Below are 18171 nucleotides of genomic sequence, written 5' to 3'. Positions count from 1 at the left end.
TGTTAACGAATTAATCCTCTACGTTTAAATTAATTAAATCTCCATTATATTTCCCTGAAATTATTTTTCCGTCATTGCGCATGAACGTAAAAGATAAATCGATTGTCGTTTCTGTAATGTTATGTATCGATACTGTAGTTGATGATGCAAAAACTGTTGATTGAGGATCATTATCTGATAACAATAGTGTTCCTTCAGAATAATCACCAGCATTAAATGAGCCGTTAATAGCTACTTCGTAATCTGCTATTTCATTATATGTAGTTTCTTGCAATGTGATGTCTTCCACATCAAAAAATACACGAGTAACATTATCCACCGTTCCATTGGTTTGACTATTGGTCACATTAAAAATATTTATTCCAATATCGCTAGCTTCATCAGTCGTAGTGTTTTCATCTGTAATAAATGCTGTCACTAACTCGTAAGTCTCTCCATCATAAACAAATTCATTTATGGATAAATCAGATTCAGTAGAGGAGTCATCATTTGATGAACAGCCAATGATTGTTACAATAAAAGTAACAAGAAAGAAAAATTTAAACGTTGAGTAATTCATATGATTCTATTTAATTTATAATCTATTAAGCATATGATTTTCTAGCATAGTTCTGCAATTCATCAGACAGAAATACAGGCTGTTTTTGAGGATTGTTCGCAAGCCAAATCATCGCATCGGCAATTTCTTGTGGGTAGATCATGCGGTATTTTTTTAATGATCCAAACAACAATGGATTGACTACGGTGAGAATACTTTTCATGATGGATTCACCTAATCTTTTTTCATCCCGATCACCGCCAATCAAAGCGGGTCTTGCGATAATAGTATTGGAAATGCCTTGATCCATTACAGCCTCTTCCATCATACCTTTAACTCTATTATAAAAAATGCTACTGCCGGCATCTGCTCCCATGGCAGAGATTACAACAAAAGGCTTAATATTATTTTCGGCGCATAATTCTGCAGCTGCTTTTGGGATGCCGTAGTCAATGGCTTTATATTGCTCTTTGTCTTGTGTTTTCGATTTGGTTGTTCCTATACAACAGTAGCACTCATCTCCTGTAAAACGCTCTTTTTCCGCCTTGAGCATTAATAGATCACACAAATATTCGGTTAGTTTTGGATGGGTTCTATTGACGGAACTACGTGAAAAAAGTTTTACGTTGGAATACCTGTTGTCCTCAAGAAGCATATCTAATAATTTTCCTCCTACCAGTCCCGTTGCTCCTAAGATGATCGCCGTTTTTTGCATCTGCTAAAGATATGGAATAGCAAATAAACCATAACTTTGAGTCATGAAGGTTACCCCAGATTTTTCACGAAAAATTATCCATGTAGATATGGATGCCTTCTATGCTTCAGTAGAGCAACTGGACAATCCCGAATTACGCGGAAAACCTATTGTCGTAGGCGGTAGCTCTGCCCGGGGTGTGGTGAGCGCAGCGAGTTATGAAGCTAGAAAATTTGGAGTACGTAGTGCCATGAGTAGTGTGATTGCCAAGCGCAATTGCCCGGACTTGATCTTTGTCAAGTCTAATTTTGATCGCTACCGCGAAATCAGCGCCCAGGTACGTGAGGTTTTCTACGAATTTACAGATAAGGTTGAACCACTTTCGTTAGACGAAGCGTATCTGGATGTTACCCAAAACAAAAAGGGAAATCCCAGTGCGACATTGATTGCTAAAGAAATTAGGGCTAGAATAAAGGAGAAAACCGGTTTAAACGCTTCCGCAGGGATTTCGGTCAATAAATTTATTGCCAAAGTTGCCAGTGATATCAATAAACCTAACGGGCAAAAGACGATTCCGCCAGAGAAGGTGTTGGACTTTTTAGAGCAACTGGACATTCGTAAATTCTATGGAATTGGTAAGGTAACTGCGGAAAAAATGTACAAGCTGGGAATTTTTACGGGTGCTGATTTAAAGGCGAAGTCGCTTGAATTTTTAGCTGAAAAATTCGGGAAAAGCGGAAGCTACTATTACTATGTTGTACGGGGAGTACACAACAGTGAAGTAAAACCCAACCGTACGCGAAAATCACTGGGTGCAGAACGCACTTTTTCTGAAAACATCTCCTCTGAAGTATTTATGCTAAAGCGATTAGAACATATCGCTGAGGAGATTGAACGCCGATTGGCAAAAAGTAAAGTCGCAGGTAAAACCATTACTTTAAAAATTAAATACCGTGATTTTACATTGCAAACTCGAAGCAAAACGATCGATTATTTTATCAGTTCCAAAGAATTAATTCTAGAGGTTGCTAAAGAACTATTGTATCAGGAAAAGATGAAAGATTCTGTTCGACTACTGGGGATATCACTCTCTAACTTAAATACGGTTAAAAGAAAGAAATCTGATAATACCGAAGATAAAAGAGAAATCGCGGTGCAGTTGAAATTTGAGTTTTAGAAATTAGATCGCTTCGCTGTTAGAACGTTCACGATGTTCACTGTTAGACCACTCGTTTCACTTGTTGTTAGACCGTTCACTTCGCTTTGCTCACTGTTAGAATATAGAAAATAGACTTTTCCTTATTCTAATGGCAAAGTGATCTAAAATTCTTTACTAAGCAAAGACTGATCTAACATCTAGAAGTGAGTGCAGCGAATGATCTCATTTCTAACAGTCCCCAACAAGTTGGGGACGGTCTTATATCTAACAGTGAGAGTGAAGCGAACGGTCTAGTTTTTACTCTATCCCAGATACCCTTAACGTATTCACCATTCCCTTTTTAGTAATGGGCATGGCCGCCAGGTTGATCACAAAATCTCCTTTTTTTACAAACTTCTTCGTCTTGGCGATTTTGTTCACATCATCTACGGTATCATCTGTGCTGGTAAATTTGTCGTAGTAAAATGCTTTAACTCCCCAAAGCAGACTGAGTTGTGTCAAGATGCGCTTGTTTGAGGTAAAGGCTAGAATATGTGAAGCAGGCCTCCATGCTGAAATTTGAAATGCGGTATATCCGCTATTTGTGAGCGTACAGATAGCCTGAGCGCTGATCTCATTGGCCATTGTCGCAGCATGATAACAAATAGCCTTAGTTACATAACGATTGGTTCTAATATGAGGAGGCTCTTGTGGTACAGTAACCAATTCTGAATCCTCAACGCTTTTAAGGATTTGCGTCATTTTTTGAATCACCTGCACAGGATATTGCCCTACAGAGGTTTCCCCACTCAACATAACTGCATCTGCACCATCCATAACCGAGTTGGCAACATCATTCACCTCTGCTCTGGTAGGCGTAAGGCTGGAAATCATAGTTTCCATCATTTGAGTTGCGATAATCACAGGAATCCTGGCTTTCTTAGCAACTAATACCAACTCCTTTTGAATCAATGGAACCTCATGCGCCGGAACTTCTACCCCTAAATCCCCACGGGCAACCATCAATCCGTCACAATAAGCGACGATCTTTTTGATGTTTTTGACGCCTTCAGGCTTTTCGATTTTTGCGATGATAGGGATTTTATGATCGCTGTGTTCATCGATGATTTTTTGAAGTTCTTTAAGATCTTCGGCGTGACGTACAAAAGAAAGTGCCAGCCAATCTACTTGTAGGCTAATAGCAAATACGGCATCCTCGCGATCTTTTTTTGTCAGTGCGGGTAGAGAAATATCGGTGTTGGGAAGGTTCACCCCTTTTTTAGATCGTAAGGGACCTCCTTGGATTACCTTGGTTTCTACCTCATTCTTTTTGTTGGTAGAAACTACCTCGAACATCAACTTACCATCATCCAGCAAGATTCGTTCTCCGGCTTTAACATCTTTAGGAAACTGCTCATAATTCATATAAACACGTTCCTTTGTCCCTTCAAAAGACTTGCCGGTGACAAAAGTGATCTTATCTCCTTTGGCCACGACTACTTCTTCTTTCATTTTACCCACCCTAAGTTTAGGGCCCTGTAAATCTGCTAGTATAGCTGCGTTGTACCCATATTTTTCATTGAGCTCTCGAATCATTTTTACACGCTCTTTAACATCTTCATAATCTGCATGCGAAAAATTAATTCTAAAGACATTGACACCTTCGGCAAGCATTTGCTTGAGCACATTCTTTGTACTGGTCGATGGACCCAGGGTGGCGACAATTTTAGTTTTTTTAGTTGTTGGCATTAGTCAAATATTAGGTATTCTTTAGATTTTAGTTGGTCTTGTTGTTCAAGATAGGCCGTGGCTATCGCGGGGATAGCATTCAATTTGTGTGCTATAGTTTGGTCAATATATTCGGTAGCTTCAGCGTATATTTTAAGAAAATAGTCCGTTCGCTTGCGCTCTGGGATTAAATACGTAGTCGTTGAGGTTTCTTGCGAACTAAAAAGGTTTCCGCTTGACGGATCTAAATCAATTTGATGTAAGGCATCATTATCTCTCATGCACTTATTTGCAATAAGATAATACGAAAGATCCTCACTCATATCGTGGTAACAGAACAAAGGAAAATATCCTACCGCTCCTTTACAGGTGGCATCTAAATCCTTTTTGTTTCTCTCTAACTTGATGTGTAAATTCTTATTAAGTAAAAAAGCTAAGCGATAAGGCTCAACAGATGCATGAATAGCAAAAAGAACAGATTCATCATCTTCAATGGATTCTAGCACAAGTTTAGAAGAAGTAGTACTAATCATAGCTAGATGCTAATATACAGATAAGGGCGTATTATTTTGAATTTTTAACGCACATCTTTAGGGCGATAACGCACGAAAACGTTATCGTTTACAACTATTTAGCCCTGATGCGATGAGGCAGCTATCGGATAGCTATTTTTTTTTGAAGGGCGTAATATCCGCGCTTTGAAGCTGCCTCTTCAGCTTTTTTCTTTGAAGTGGCTCTGGCTTTTGCAATGACCTTGTCGTTAATTCGAAGTTTAACCGCAAAGTGCTTTAATTCATCTATACCAGTATCTTCATATACTTCATAGTCGAACTCTTTTTTCTCTTTTTGGCACCATTCTATCAAGAGGCTCTTATAACTAATCACCTTACCCTCTAACTGTTCAATATCAACGTATGGAACAATAACACTTTCATTGATAAACCGTTCACAGTATTTGTATCCCCGATCTAAATAAATAGCTCCCACTAAGGCTTCAAATATGTTTCCATGGATATTTGCTCCAAATTGAGTCTTTGGAATGGTAGAAGACACGTGATCAATCAATTTTAAATCACGCCCAAGTTCATTAAGGTGCTTTCTACTCACTACTTTTGAGCGCATTTTAGTAAGGTACCCTTCATTCCCGCCCGGGACTTCACTAAAGAGATAACCAGCTATTACTGAACTTAACATGGCATCACCTAAAAATTCAAGCCGTTCATAGTTGATAGGATTTCCATGATCATCCTTTAAACCCATAGAGCGATGGGTAAATGCTTTTTTATAGTGCTTCAACACTTTAGGTTTAAAACCAAGAATCTTGGTGAGGTAAGAAAAAAAATTCCCGTCCTTTTCAGAACGGGAATTAAATATGTTTTGAATAACGCTCATGGTAAAATTTACTCTTGGTATTTTTTAAATACAACGCAGGCGTTATGTCCCCCAAACCCAAAGGTGTTGCTCATGGCGACGTTAACCTCTCTTTTTTGAGGTTTATTCAACGTCAAATTGAGTGAAGGATCAATGTTTTCATCTACCGTTTCATGATTGATTGTAGGAGGTATAATCCCGTGTTTAATAGGTAAGATTGAAGCAATAGCTTCAATGGCTCCTGCAGCTCCCAACAAGTGTCCAGTCATGGACTTGGTAGAGTTGATATTAATATTTTTTGCATGGTCGCCAAATACTTCAGAAATGGCTTTCAATTCGGCTACATCACCTAGTGGCGTTGAGGTACCGTGGGTATTGATGGTGTCTACATCTTCTGGCTTTAAGCCGGCATTTTGTAGACAGTTTTTCATAACTGCAATTACTCCAATCCCATCTGGGTGTGGTGCGGTCATGTGATATGCATCTGAGGATAATCCACCACCGATAAGCTCAGCATAAATGCTTGCTCCACGTGCTTTGGCATGTTCTAACTCTTCGAGAATTAGTGCTCCTGCTCCTTCGCCCAATACGAAACCATCGCGGTTAGCATCAAAAGGTCTGGAGGCAGTCTCCGGACTTTCATTACGGGTCGACAGTGCATGCATGGCATTGAATCCACCCATACCGGCCTCGGTCACCGCAGCTTCACTACCACCAGTCACGATAATATCACTATATCCTAATCGAATGTAGTTTAACGCATCGATCATAGCATTAGCAGATGATGCACAAGCAGATACTGTGGTGTAGTTAGGTCCCATAAATCCATGACGAATCGAGATATTACCTGGGGCAATATCTGCTATCATCTTAGGAATAAAAAAGGGGTTGAAACGTGGTGTTCCATCCCCTTTTGCATAATTTAATACTTCGTTTTGAAAAGTTTCCAATCCGCCAATTCCCGCTCCCCAAATCACGCCAATACGTAACTTATTTTCGTTATCCAGGTCTAAGCCTGAATCTTTTATGGCTTCATCTGAGGCTACAATGGCATACTGTGCAAACTTATCTAACTTACGGGCTTCTTTTCGATCAAAGTAGTCACTTGCATCAAAGTTTTTTAACTCACATGCAAATTTGGTTTTAAATTTTTCGGTGTCGTAATAGGTAATGGGAGCTGCTCCACTTTTACCACTCACCAAGGATTCCCAGTATTCATCAAGGGTATTTCCTATGGGTGTCAATGCACCTAAACCAGTAACTACAACCCTTTTTAACTCCATGTAGTTATTTTTTTGCTTCTTCTATATAAGAGATAGCTTGCCCTACTGTTGCAATGTTCTCAGCTTGATCGTCTGGGATTTGAATATCAAATTCCTTTTCAAACTCCATAATCAACTCAACTGTGTCTAATGAATCTGCGCCTAGATCATTTGTAAAGCTTGCTTCGTTTACGACTTCGTTTTCGTCAACACCTAGTTTATCAACTATGATTGCTTTTACTCTTGATGCGATGTCTGACATAATAATGTAATTTTAGTTTTTGTTAAGTGGCAAAAATAAAAAACTTTAGTTTAAAACAGTTTTTATCTTCAAAAATGTGATTTCAATGTACGTATTTTTAAATACTGCACCTTACTTTTACCACTAAATTAATTTAATTTTAATGTTGACGAATGTAAATCACCCGTCTACAATCAAAAAAATAGTGCTTTTTGCTTCAGGTTCCGGAACCAACGTTGAAAACATAATTCGCTATTTTAATGATCGAAAAGAGATCGTCATCTCCTGTGTGCTGTCAAACAACAAGAGTGCCATAGTTCATGAGAGGGCTAAAAAACAGAATGTAAATTCATTAACATTCAATAAAGATGACCTCCAACATACCGATACGGTGCTTGATTTACTTAAAAGCATAGCGCCAGATTTGATTGTACTCGCAGGTTTTTTGTGGAAGTTCCCTAAAAATATCTTAGATCAGTTTCCTAACCAAGTGATTAATCTTCACCCTGCTTTATTACCGCTCTACGGCGGAAAAGGAATGTATGGCATGAATGTGCATCGCGCTGTAGTAGAGAATAAAGAAAAAGAAACAGGGATTACCATTCATTATGTGAACGAGCATTACGATGAAGGAGCGATCATTGCTCAACATAAAACTAAGCTAACGCCTGAAGATACTCCTGAGGATGTTGCGCGTAAGATTCACGAGTTGGAGTATGAGCATTTTCCGAAGGTGATTGAGGAATTATTAAAAGAAGTTTAATCCTTAACACCCCTCTTAATCTTCCCTCAAAGGGAAAGTTATAGAATATGGCTAAAAAACAGAAATATTACGTGGTTTGGAAGGGCAAGAAAACGGGTGTTTTTTCTTCTTGGAAGGAGTGTAAAATAGCCATTGAGGGGTTCAAGGGTGCTGAATACAAATCTTTTTTGACTAAGGCAGAAGCTGAAAAAGCTTATAAAGGCAGGTATGCAGATTATAAGGGAAAATCAGTCACGAAAAAACAGTTGTCTCCTGCGGCTCTGGCCGAAATAGGTCAACCTAATCTAAATTCAATTTCGGTAGATGCTGCTTCAAGTGGTAATCCGGGTAAGATGGAGTACCGCGGGGTGGATACATCTTCCAAAAAAGAACTCTTTAAACAGGGACCTTTTGCACAGGGGACAAATAATATTGGCGAATTTTTAGCTTTGGTACACGGTCTGGCATTTTTAAAGAAACACCATAGTGCCAGAATTATATACACTGATTCGAGAACCGCGATGAGCTGGGTGCGTCAAAAAAAATGTATGACAAAATTGGCGCCTTCTTCAAAAAATTCGGCATTATTTGAATTAGTAAAACGCGCAGAAGATTGGCTTAAAACCAATTCATATACCACTTCTATTATAAAATGGGAAACCAAAGCCTGGGGAGAAATTCCGGCAGATTTTGGGAGGAAATGATTTAGATAAGTAAGACAATCTAAAACTGTATATTTGCAAAAAAATTTTCCGCCTCTATGAACAAACTTTTAATTGTTGGCTCTGTAGCTTTTGATGCGATTGAAACGCCTTTTGGTAAAACAGATAAAATTCTGGGTGGTGCGGCGCCATTTATAGCACTTTCTGCCAATCAATTTGATATTGATGCCGCGATTGTTTCTGTTGTGGGAGAAGATTTTCCGCAGGAATATCTTGAAACCTTTAAAGAAAACCGTGTTAATATCGATGGAATTGAAGTGGTCAAAGGAGGAAAAACCTTTTTTTGGAGCGGAAAATACCACAATGACATGAACACACGGGATACCTTAGAAACCCAGTTAAATGTATTGGCAGATTTTGATCCAAAGGTACCCGAAGCTTATCAGGATGCAGACATTGTGATGTTGGGTAATTTAGCCCCTGCAGTTCAAGAAAGTGTGATTGATCAAATGAATGATCCAAAATTAATCGTCTTAGATACCATGAATTTTTGGATGGATAATACCTTAGATGATCTCAAAAAAGTTCTAAAAAAGGTAGATGTGATTACCATAAATGATGAAGAAGCAAGACAACTTTCTGGGGAGTATTCTTTAGTGAAAGCTGCTAAAAAGATTTATGAAATGGGTCCTGCCTATGTGGTCATCAAAAAAGGTGAACACGGGGCATTACTTTTTTATAAGGACGAAATGTTTTTTGCACCTGCCTTGCCTTTAGAGGATGTATTTGATCCAACAGGTGCAGGAGACACCTTTGCTGGTGGATTTTCTGGATACTTAACAGCTACTGGTGACATTTCTTTTGAGAATATGAAGAATGCGGTGATCTACGGTTCTAACCTGGCTTCATTTTCTGTAGAAAAATTTGGAACGGAACGCATGGTTCATCTGGATAAAGAAGAAGTAGAAGAGCGCCTAAAAGCGTTTAAGTCGTTGACTCAATTTGAAATAGCATTAACCTAATAACCAGCCCTGAATTCTTGGGGCTTTTTTAATTCATCTTAGTACACATGAGTGATGCACTTAAACATGAATGCGGGATTTCTCTCATCAGGCTGCTTAAACCGCTTGAATATTATAAAGAGAAATATGGAACGGCATTTTACGGCGTAAATAAAATGTATTTAATGATGGAAAAACAGCACAACCGCGGTCAGGATGGTGCAGGTTTTGCCAGCGTAAAGTTAAATATGCAACCCGGGGAACGGTACATAAGTAGGGTACGATCCAATAAACAACAACCCATTCAAGATATTTTTGCACAAATCAATGAGCGTATTAATGAAACGTTACGTGAACATCCTGAATACGGTGAAGATGTAGCCGCTCAAAAAAAGAATTTGCCGTATATAGGAGAAGTTTTAATGGGGCACGTGCGCTACGGAACTTTTGGAAAAAACACCATAGAAAGCGTACATCCCTTCTTACGTCAAAATAATTGGATGCACCGTAATTTGATTTTAGCGGGCAACTTTAACATGACGAATGTAAACGTGCAGTTTGCTAATTTGGTTAAACTTGGTCAGCATCCTAAAGAGCAATCTGATACCGTCACCGTTTTAGAAAAGATTGGACATTTTACAGATAGCAGCGTTCAAAAGTTATATAAACAACTCAAGGCAGAAGGTGTTTCAAAACAAGAAGCTTCTCCTCAAATCGCAGAACGCTTAAATGTGGCGAAAATTTTAAAAAAATCATCCAGAGATTGGGATGGTGGTTACGTGATGATGGGTATGTTGGGTCATGGTGATAGTTTTGTGCTTAGGGATCCCGCTGGGATCAGACCTGCATATTATTATAAGGATGATGAGGTGGTCGTTGTGGCATCTGAGCGACCGGTGATTCAAACGGCTTTTAATGTAGAATTTGATGATGTACAAGAATTGGAACCCGGGCATGCTATTATAACAAAGCTGAACGGAAAGACTAAGGTAACTCAGATTCAGGCTCCATTAGAGCGTAAATCCTGCTCTTTTGAGCGAATCTATTTTTCAAGAGGTAGTGATGCCGAAATTTATACTGAACGGAAAGATCTGGGACGCCTTATAATGCCTGATGTTCTTAAGGCTATTGATCACGACATCCAGAATTCTGTTTTTTCATATATCCCCAACACAGCTGAGGTTTCTTTTTTGGGTATGAACGAAGCTGCTCACGATGAGCTTAACCGCCAAAAGCGGGAAGAAATTTTAGCAAAAAAGGGAAACCTTTCTGATCAGGAATTAAGTGAGATTCTCACCCGAAGATTACGCGTAGAGAAAATAGCTATCAAAGATGCAAAGCTCAGAACATTTATTACCGAGGATAGCAGCAGGGATGATTTAGTTGCGCATGTTTATGATGTAACGTATGGCGTGGTAAAACCCCAAGACAATCTTATTATTATTGATGATAGCATCGTTAGAGGAACCACCTTAAAAAAGAGCATCATAAAAATGATGGATCGCTTAAAACCTAAAAAAATTGTGGTCGTATCTTCTGCACCGCAAATTCGCTACCCTGATTGTTATGGAATTGATATGGCGAGGTTAGAAGATTTTGTAGCATTTAAGGCAGCCCTAGCCTTGTTAAAGGAGCATGGCAAAGATGATATTCTCAAGCAGGTCTATGAAAAATGCTTAGAGCAACTCAAGAAACCAGATAATGAGATTGTGAATGTGGTTAAGGAAGTGTACGGTTCTTTTTCTTACGAAGAAGTATCTGCTAAAATAGGATCATTATTAGCTGGCCCTGATGTTCAAGCAGAAGTCACTGTTATCTATCAAACTGTAGAAAAGTTGCATCAAGCTTGTCCTAAGAATAGAGGAGATTGGTATTTCACAGGAGATTATCCAACGCCAGGAGGAAATCGCGTGGTTAATAGAGCTTTCGTCAATTTTTATGAAGGCAATAAAGAACGCGCTTATTAGGGTAAAACGTGTATTTTGACGTTTTTTTTAACCTTTTGGTCTAAAAAGAGTGTTTTTAGGACTTATTTAGAATGGTTTAATATAAATTTGGGTATACCATAACATAGTAGGTTAAGTTCATGGTAGATTTGGGGCAAAAAAGGAGGTCATTGACCTCCTTTTTTATTAAACCAAAATGAAAAAATTAAAACAAAAAAACCGTCTGTTTCAGACGGTTTTTTTGTTTTAAAAGAAGGCTGGTTTTACTTTCCTTCATTATATTGTTTAGATACTTCACTCCAGTTGATGACATTAAAAAATGCATCAATATATTCAGGACGCTTATTTTGGTATTTTAAGTAATACGCGTGTTCCCATACATCAATTCCTAAAATTGGAAGTCCACCACAACCCACGCCCGGCATTAATGGATTATCTTGATTAGGCGTAGAACACACTTCTACTTTCCCACCTTTGTGAACACAAAGCCAAGCCCAACCAGATCCAAACTGTGATCCCGCGGCAGTAGAAAATTTGTCTTTAAATGCTTCGTAAGAGCCGTATGCATCATCGATAGCCTGAGCTAATTCACCTGTTGGTTTTCCACCACCATCTGGAGACATCACTTTCCAAAACAGTCTGTGATTATAAAATCCCCCGCCATTATTTCTAACAGCTTTATTGTCCATATCCAGATTGGTAAGAATATTTTCAATTGTTTTTCCTTCTTCGTTCGTTCCCTCAATGGCGTTATTTAATTTAGTGGTATATCCATTATGATGCTTAGAATGGTGAATTTCCATCGTACGTGCATCAATATTTGGTTCTAGCGCATCGTACGCGTAATCTAGTTTTGGTAAGTCAAATGCCATAATTTTCTATTTTTATTTCTGATTTAATCAAAAATAATGATTGAATGAGGTATTAAAAATAAAATGATGTTATAAAAAGCTTAAACTCCGTCTTTTTGGCTTAATATTGAGTAAATCTAAAACTATAAAATTGTTGTGACATCACCCTTTAAGATTTATACCGCATCAGCAGGATCCGGGAAGACATTTGCTTTGACAAAATCTTACCTGATCAAACTTTTTGAGGCAACCTCAATTGATGCGTATAAGAATATTCTTGCTATAACATTTACCAATAAAGCAGTGGATGAAATGAAAGGGAGGATCATTAATTATCTTATTGCATTTACGCGCGAAGATATTGCTAAAGACGATGAGGCCATGCTATCCCAATTATCAGGAGAACTTGATGTTCCTAAAGATAAGCTTTGCTCCAAATCAAAAAGAATATTACTTCATTTACTGCACAACTACGCCGCTTTTGATGTTTCTACTATTGATGGATTTACACATAGAATTCTTAGAACCTTTGCAAAAGATTTAGGCTTATCTCAAAATTTTGAAGTCGCACTTAATACAAAAGAAATTTTAATTGAGGCTGTGGATCGAATTATTGCACAAGCCGGCAAGGAAAAGTTGCTCACTCAAACCATAATTACATATTCATTATCTAAAATAGATGAAGATAAAAGCTGGGATGTGTCACAGCAGCTTTATGAAGTCGCTCAATTATTAACCAGTGAAAATAATACCAAATATCTCAAGCAAATAAGCGATAAGAGCTTAATAGATTTTGAGAGATACAATAAAAAACTCTGGTTAGAAATGAATGCTCAAAAAAATACGGTACAAGAAGCGATCGTTTCATTTCAAATGCTATGTAAAAAATACGATCTAAATAAAGAAGACTTTTCAGGAGGATATGTATTCAATTTTTTTAATTCTCTTAAAAAAAATGTAGAACGTCAAAAGTTTGACGCTAAATACATGATAACTATAGCTAGTGAACCCTTATATCCAAATCGAGTTAGTTTGGAGGTTAAGAATACGTTTGATCAGATACAACCTCAGATTGCCGAGTTATTTTTTACGGCTAAAAAAGCCGTACTTAGAATTCAATTTTTGAAAGTACTAGATAAAAATATTATCCCATTATCATTGCTTAATCGTATTCAGGCAGAGGTTAACAAAATTAAAGAAGAACGCAATCTGTTATTGATTTCAGAGTTTAATGAATTAATTAGTAATACTATCAAAGACCAACCTGCCCCCTTTATTTACGAGAGGCTTGGGGAGCGTTATAAGCATTATTTTATTGATGAATTTCAAGACACTTCCTTATTACAATGGCAGAATTTACTTCCTTTAGTAGAGTACCGTTTGGATACAAGTGCCACGGCCAAGGAAGGAAGTTTAATGCTGGTTGGAGACGCTAAGCAGGCTATTTATCGCTTTAGGGGAGGTAAAGCTCAACAATTTATCGATTTAATAGATGATAAAAATCCGTTTAGATACGAGAAAGAATTGATTACTCTGGGTCATAATTATCGAAGCGACCGGCAAATTATAGATTTTAACAACGCCTTTTTTTCTTATTTATCCACTACACAATCCAACCCGCAATACGCGACCCTTTTTGAAAAAGCCGGACAGGAGAAAATAAAAGAGGCTGAAGGATACGTAGACGTGGAATTTTTTGAAGCTAAAACTATAGAGGAGCTACATGAAGTTATTCCGCCTAAAGTTGTAGAGATTATCATTACCCTTCAAGAAAATGGTGTTTCCTATCAGGATATCGCTATTCTTACCAGAAAAAAACAAGAAGGTATTATCATTGCAAATGCGGTAAGTGAAGCTCAAATTCCTATAATATCTTCAGAAACCTTATTGATTTCAAATAGTGCTAAGGTGCTTCTGATCATTTCTGTATTAAAATTGCTGCTACATCCAGAAGACGATCATATCAAACTGGATATCTTAGAGTTTGTATTACCTAATTCCTTTTCCGAAGAAAAAAAACATTCGTTTATTGTTAACGCATTAGCAGTAGAGAGCATTGATTTCTTCAATCAACTTCAATCGATCGATATTTATGTCGACCCTAAAAAGAGCCTCTCCTTGCCGTTTTATGACATGATAGAAGATCTCGTGAGGTCATTTAATCTAATTGATGAGCCAGAGAGCTACGTCATCAAATTGTTAGATGAGGTATTTGCTTTTTCTCAACGCTCAAATAAAGGAATTACCGGGTTTTTAGACTACTGGGAAAGTTCAAAAAATTCTATAAGCCTCAATGCGCCTCAAGATGTGGATGCAGTTAACATAATGACGATCCATAAGTCTAAAGGCCTCCAGTTTCCTGTGGTGATTTATCCATATGCATCAGAAAAGGCTGATTTTAGAAACAGCGATCACATTTGGATTAAAAACGATCCTCCGCTGGACGATATTGAGGTATCGTATATAAAGGCGAATAAACGACTAGAGAATTTTGAAGAAACAACACATGAGGTTCAGTATCTTTTGGCCGAAAAAGAATTGGACGCACTGAATCTTACCTACGTAGCTCATACCAGAGCTAAACATCAACTTTACATATTAGCATACGATCACGATAAAAAAAGCGAAATTTTTAACAGTAGTGCACAACTAAAGAATTTTCTACAGCATAACAATACTTGGATCGAGGGTGAATCAAAATACATATTTGGAGACTTGAGTTACAAAACATCAAAAGATCAGCGCCCTCAAAAAACAGTAATTATGCAGACCTTGATCTCATCATCCTTGGCTACTCAAGGCTTACAGATGGTCACTAAACAGGGAAGAATGTGGGACACCTCACGGCAAGGAGCAATTGAAAAAGGACTTATTTATCATGAGCTTTTGGCTCACGTAACAGATCAAACTTCTATTGATGCGGCATTGAAAGAGGCTATTCAAGATGAACTTTTTACAGAAGATCAAAAAGATGATTTCGAAAAAATGCTCACAAACATTATTACTCACCCAAAATTAAATGATTATTTCAATAATGATTTGATAATTCACAATGAAAGGGATGTATTCTACGATGGTGAAATTTTACGTCCGGATCGTGTGGTAATCTCGGGCAATTCGGCTACAATTATAGATTATAAAACCGGTGGTGAACGCTCAATTCATGAAGAGCAAATATCTCTTTATAAAAAGGCCTATCAGTCGTTAGGATTCAACGTTAGTCAATGTGTTTTGATCTATTTAAATGAGTCTGTATCGATTAAATATGTTTAGTTTTGCAAAAAAAGAAATTATGTACGGTAATATACAAGAGCACTTGCGACGCGAGTTAGAGGAAATAAAAGAAAACGGACTGTTTAAAAAAGAACGCATTATTGCTTCACCTCAAGGAGCTGAAATAACGTTAACCTCTGGAGAGAAAGTGCTTAACTTTTGTGCAAATAATTACTTAGGATTGTCTTCACATCCAGATGTCGTACAAGCGGCAAAGGATACGTTAGATTCACATGGTTTTGGGATGTCCAGCGTACGATTTATTTGCGGTACTCAGGATATTCATAAAAAACTGGAGCATACTATTGCAGCGTTTTATGGAACAGAAGATACCATTCTCTACGCAGCGGCATTTGATGCTAATGGAGGTGTTTTTGAGCCGTTACTTTCTAAAGAGGATGCCATAATTTCAGATTCGTTAAATCATGCATCTATTATAGATGGTGTTAGACTTTGTAAAGCGGCAAGATATCGTTACAAAAATAATGATATGCAGGAGTTAGAAGAACAACTCAAAAGGGCAAATGAAGATGGAGCGCGATTTAAACTCATTGTCACTGATGGTGTATTTAGTATGGACGGTTTAGTTGCTCCTTTGGATAAAATATGTGACTTGGCAGATCAGTATGATGCAATGGTCATGATTGATGAATGCCACGCCACTGGTTTTATAGGAGAAAAGGGAATAGGAACATTAGAAGAAAAGGGGGTTTTAGGTCGAATAGATATTATCACAGGAACCCTTGGAAAAGCCTTAGGAGGAGCAATGGGGGGATATACCACTGGAAAAAAAGAAATTATTGAGATTTTGAGACAGCGTTCAAGGCCTTATCTATTTTCAAATTCTCTTGCGCCAACAATTGTAGGAGCAAGCATCAAGGTCTTTGAAATGTTGATGAATGACACTTCGCTAAGAGATAAATTACAAGAGAATACAGCTTATTTCAAAAAAGGACTCAAAGAAGCAGGCTTTGATATAATCGATGGCGATTCTGCCATAGTACCAGTAATGTTGTACGACGCAAAACTTTCACAAGAAATGGCAGATAAGCTATTAGAAGAGGGTATTTATGTGATAGGCTTTTTCTACCCCGTAGTTCCTAAAGAGAAGGCTAGGATAAGGGTGCAATTATCTGCTGCACATACAAAAGAACATTTAGATAAAGCAATTGCATCGTTTAAAAAAGTTGGTAAATCCCTGAATATTATTGACTAAACGATAGGTATTACATATAGTTCGCTTAAGAAAAATTTATAATTTTTATCTTTGTTGTTAAATTTTAACAGTTTACTTTTGTCCGCATTAACACGTAAATTAATTAATTTTAGAATATGAAACATCTTAGCAAAATTCTATTAGCTGCATTGTTTTTTGTAAGCTTAACTATTCAAGCGCAAGACGAAAACAATCCTTGGGCTATTAATGTTGGTATTAATGCTATCGACGTATACCCTGTAGGTGATGGGTTAGGAGAAGGCACTACAACCAGCGAAAACTTCTTTGACGAGTACTTTAATGCTGAAGACCACTGGAACATTCTTCCGTCTGTATCTCGTTTATCTGTTGCCAGATATATTGGTGATGGATTTTCATTTGAAGTAATTGGTTCTGTAAACAGGATTGATAAGTTAGGTGATGTATCTGTGGATGACTTAACTTATTATGCTGCAGATGGATCCATCAACTATAGCTTTAAAAACATCCTTAATAGTAGTGTAATTGATCCTTTCTTAGGAGTTGGTGGTGGTTATGTATGGTTAGATGATGCCGAAGCGGGAACATTCAACGGTACCGTTGGTCTTACATTTTGGTTTACTGAGAATGTAGGTCTTTCACTTCAATCTACTTACAAAGAAGTATTTGAAGATAATATTAGTGAGCACTTCCAGCATGCCGCAGGTCTTAAATTCTCTTTTGGAGGCAAGGATACTGATGGAGATGGAATCTACGATAAAAATGATGAGTGTCCAGAAGTTGCTGGTTTAGAGCAATTCAATGGATGTCCTGATACTGACTTAGATGGTATTGAAGACAGAAAAGATGCATGTCCAGAAGAAGCTGGTTTAGCTGAATTCGATGGTTGTCCCGATACAGATGGTGACGGTGTGCCAGATCCTAAAGATGATTGTCCTACTGAAGCTGGTTTAGCTTCATTAAACGGATGTCCTGATGCTGATGGCGATGGAATAAAAGATGGAGATGACAAGTGTCCAGATGAAGCTGGTGTTGCTGAAAACGATGGATGCCCATGGCCTGATACTGATGGCGATGGTGTGTTAGACAAAGATGATCAGTGTCCAGATGTTGCAGGTACTGTTGCAAACAACGGTTGTCCTGAAGTTACTGAAGAAGTTCAAAAGACACTGAATGAGTATGCTAAAACCATTTTATTCGATACAGGAAAGTCAACAATTAAAGCTGAATCTCAGCAAGTAATTGACGATATCATTGAAATTCTTAAAGAATATCCATCTGCTAAGTTCAGCGTAGATGGTCATACTGATAGCGTAGGAAGTGAGAAAAACAACCAACGCTTATCTCAAGAAAGAGCACTTTCTGTTAAGAATGCTTTAGTAAGCGGAGGAATTGATGAATTTAGACTATCCGCAGAAGGTTTTGGAGAATCTAAGCCAATTGCTCCTAATAATACGAGAAAAGGTAGAGCGCAAAACCGTAGAGTTGAAATCAACCTGGTGAAGGAATAATTTCTTTCAACATATTTT

General features: G+C 37.7%; 16 protein-coding genes. 8 read left to right on the top strand and 8 right to left on the bottom strand.

Features of this window, described 5'->3' with window-relative positions:
- Positions 1 to 10 precede the first annotated feature (10 nt).
- Both ABD000_RS09075 and ABD000_RS09070 read right to left on the bottom strand, forming a co-directional pair.
- Positions 11 to 559 (bottom strand): hypothetical protein, encoded by a 549-nt coding sequence (locus ABD000_RS09075; RefSeq protein WP_343766287.1) that lies wholly within the window; start codon positions 557 to 559, stop codon positions 11 to 13.
- A 25-nt stretch (positions 560 to 584) separates the two neighbouring features.
- The gene (locus ABD000_RS09070) at positions 585 to 1253 is read right to left on the bottom strand and encodes an NAD(P)H-binding protein (RefSeq protein WP_343766285.1); all 669 of its coding nucleotides are present in this window, start codon (positions 1251 to 1253) and stop codon (positions 585 to 587) included.
- Between the two features lie 43 nt (positions 1254 to 1296).
- Here ABD000_RS09070 and dinB point away from each other — a divergent pair, with 43 nt between their 5' ends.
- Positions 1297 to 2409 carry a DNA polymerase IV gene (gene dinB / locus ABD000_RS09065; RefSeq protein ID WP_343766283.1) on the top strand — a complete coding sequence of 371 codons (1113 nt, stop codon included), beginning with the start codon at positions 1297 to 1299 and terminating at the stop codon, positions 2407 to 2409.
- Between the two features lie 279 nt (positions 2410 to 2688).
- Here the strand turns inward: dinB and pyk are convergent, their stop codons facing one another.
- The 5 genes from pyk to ABD000_RS09040 all read right to left on the bottom strand — a co-directional run bounded on the left by pyk (position 2689) and on the right by ABD000_RS09040 (position 6993).
- Complete coding sequence (gene pyk, locus ABD000_RS09060) at positions 2689 to 4119, bottom strand: pyruvate kinase (protein WP_343766280.1); 1431 nt, start codon at positions 4117 to 4119, stop codon at positions 2689 to 2691.
- Positions 4119 to 4631, bottom strand: a complete 513-nt coding sequence (locus tag ABD000_RS09055) for an IPExxxVDY family protein (RefSeq protein WP_343766277.1) — start codon at positions 4629 to 4631, stop codon at positions 4119 to 4121. The genes pyk and ABD000_RS09055 overlap by 1 nt, the downstream gene beginning before the upstream one ends.
- A gap of 121 nt (positions 4632 to 4752) precedes the next feature.
- Entirely contained in the window at positions 4753 to 5490 is a 738-nt protein-coding gene (gene rnc, locus ABD000_RS09050) for a ribonuclease III (protein ID WP_343766274.1), read from the bottom strand.
- 8 nt (positions 5491 to 5498) lie between these two features.
- Positions 5499 to 6752 carry a beta-ketoacyl-ACP synthase II gene (fabF, locus tag ABD000_RS09045; protein ID WP_343766271.1) on the bottom strand — a complete coding sequence of 418 codons (1254 nt, stop codon included), beginning with the start codon at positions 6750 to 6752 and terminating at the stop codon, positions 5499 to 5501.
- Between the two features lie 4 nt (positions 6753 to 6756).
- Complete coding sequence (locus ABD000_RS09040) at positions 6757 to 6993, bottom strand: acyl carrier protein (RefSeq protein WP_093141106.1); 237 nt, start codon at positions 6991 to 6993, stop codon at positions 6757 to 6759.
- 172 nt (positions 6994 to 7165) lie between these two features.
- On the opposite strand from ABD000_RS09040, the gene purN reads away from it, so the two are divergent.
- The 4 genes from purN to ABD000_RS09020 are packed head-to-tail and all read left to right on the top strand — an operon-like array spanning position 7166 to position 11344.
- Positions 7166 to 7735, top strand: a complete 570-nt coding sequence (purN, locus tag ABD000_RS09035; protein WP_343767303.1) for a phosphoribosylglycinamide formyltransferase — start codon at positions 7166 to 7168, stop codon at positions 7733 to 7735.
- Positions 7736 to 7782: 47 nt separating this feature from the next.
- On the top strand, positions 7783 to 8418 hold the full coding sequence (locus ABD000_RS09030; protein WP_343766260.1) for a ribonuclease H1 domain-containing protein: 636 nt from the start codon (positions 7783 to 7785) through the stop codon (positions 8416 to 8418).
- A 56-nt stretch (positions 8419 to 8474) separates the two neighbouring features.
- Entirely contained in the window at positions 8475 to 9398 is a 924-nt protein-coding gene (locus ABD000_RS09025; RefSeq protein WP_343766257.1) for a PfkB family carbohydrate kinase, read from the top strand.
- A 47-nt stretch (positions 9399 to 9445) separates the two neighbouring features.
- Positions 9446 to 11344 carry an amidophosphoribosyltransferase gene (locus ABD000_RS09020; protein ID WP_343766251.1) on the top strand — a complete coding sequence of 633 codons (1899 nt, stop codon included), beginning with the start codon at positions 9446 to 9448 and terminating at the stop codon, positions 11342 to 11344.
- Between the two features lie 242 nt (positions 11345 to 11586).
- Here ABD000_RS09020 and ABD000_RS09015 read toward each other — a convergent pair whose 3' ends face one another.
- A complete protein-coding gene (locus tag ABD000_RS09015) occupies positions 11587 to 12195 on the bottom strand; it encodes a superoxide dismutase (protein WP_343766248.1) in 609 nt (202 codons plus the stop codon).
- 135 nt (positions 12196 to 12330) lie between these two features.
- Here ABD000_RS09015 and ABD000_RS09010 point away from each other — a divergent pair, with 135 nt between their 5' ends.
- From ABD000_RS09010 to ABD000_RS09000, 3 genes are all read left to right on the top strand, one after another.
- Positions 12331 to 15447, top strand: a complete 3117-nt coding sequence (locus ABD000_RS09010; protein ID WP_343766246.1) for a UvrD-helicase domain-containing protein — start codon at positions 12331 to 12333, stop codon at positions 15445 to 15447.
- 19 nt (positions 15448 to 15466) lie between these two features.
- Positions 15467 to 16663: a glycine C-acetyltransferase gene (gene kbl, locus ABD000_RS09005; RefSeq protein ID WP_343766243.1), complete on the top strand. Its 1197-nt coding sequence runs from the start codon at positions 15467 to 15469 to the stop codon at positions 16661 to 16663.
- Positions 16664 to 16779: 116 nt separating this feature from the next.
- On the top strand, positions 16780 to 18153 hold the full coding sequence (locus ABD000_RS09000; protein WP_343766240.1) for an OmpA family protein: 1374 nt from the start codon (positions 16780 to 16782) through the stop codon (positions 18151 to 18153).
- Positions 18154 to 18171 lie beyond the last annotated feature (18 nt).

The organism is Gangjinia marincola, from assembly GCF_039523415.1.
GTDB lineage: Bacteria > Bacteroidota > Bacteroidia > Flavobacteriales > Flavobacteriaceae > Gangjinia > Gangjinia marincola.
Note: the sequence above shows the minus strand (reverse complement) of the source record. Positions and strands in the feature narration are given on the sequence as shown.

Excerpts from the sequence above, each read along its gene's own strand:
- ABD000_RS09075 (WP_343766287.1), bottom strand. The coding sequence starts at position 559 with ATGAATTACTCAACGTTTAAATTTTTCTTTCTTGTTACTTTTATTGTA.
- ABD000_RS09070 (WP_343766285.1), bottom strand. The coding sequence starts at position 1,253 with ATGCAAAAAACGGCGATCATCTTAGGAGCAACGGGACTGGTAGGAGGA.
- dinB (WP_343766283.1), top strand. The coding sequence starts at position 1,297 with ATGAAGGTTACCCCAGATTTTTCACGAAAAATTATCCATGTAGATATG.
- pyk (WP_343766280.1), bottom strand. The coding sequence starts at position 4,119 with ATGCCAACAACTAAAAAAACTAAAATTGTCGCCACCCTGGGTCCATCG.
- ABD000_RS09055 (WP_343766277.1), bottom strand. The coding sequence starts at position 4,631 with ATGATTAGTACTACTTCTTCTAAACTTGTGCTAGAATCCATTGAAGAT.
- rnc (WP_343766274.1), bottom strand. The coding sequence starts at position 5,490 with ATGAGCGTTATTCAAAACATATTTAATTCCCGTTCTGAAAAGGACGGG.
- fabF (WP_343766271.1), bottom strand. The coding sequence starts at position 6,752 with ATGGAGTTAAAAAGGGTTGTAGTTACTGGTTTAGGTGCATTGACACCC.
- ABD000_RS09040 (WP_093141106.1), bottom strand. The coding sequence starts at position 6,993 with ATGTCAGACATCGCATCAAGAGTAAAAGCAATCATAGTTGATAAACTA.
- ABD000_RS09030 (WP_343766260.1), top strand. The coding sequence starts at position 7,783 with ATGGCTAAAAAACAGAAATATTACGTGGTTTGGAAGGGCAAGAAAACG.
- ABD000_RS09025 (WP_343766257.1), top strand. The coding sequence starts at position 8,475 with ATGAACAAACTTTTAATTGTTGGCTCTGTAGCTTTTGATGCGATTGAA.
- ABD000_RS09020 (WP_343766251.1), top strand. The coding sequence starts at position 9,446 with ATGAGTGATGCACTTAAACATGAATGCGGGATTTCTCTCATCAGGCTG.
- ABD000_RS09015 (WP_343766248.1), bottom strand. The coding sequence starts at position 12,195 with ATGGCATTTGACTTACCAAAACTAGATTACGCGTACGATGCGCTAGAA.
- kbl (WP_343766243.1), top strand. The coding sequence starts at position 15,467 with ATGTACGGTAATATACAAGAGCACTTGCGACGCGAGTTAGAGGAAATA.
- ABD000_RS09000 (WP_343766240.1), top strand. The coding sequence starts at position 16,780 with ATGAAACATCTTAGCAAAATTCTATTAGCTGCATTGTTTTTTGTAAGC.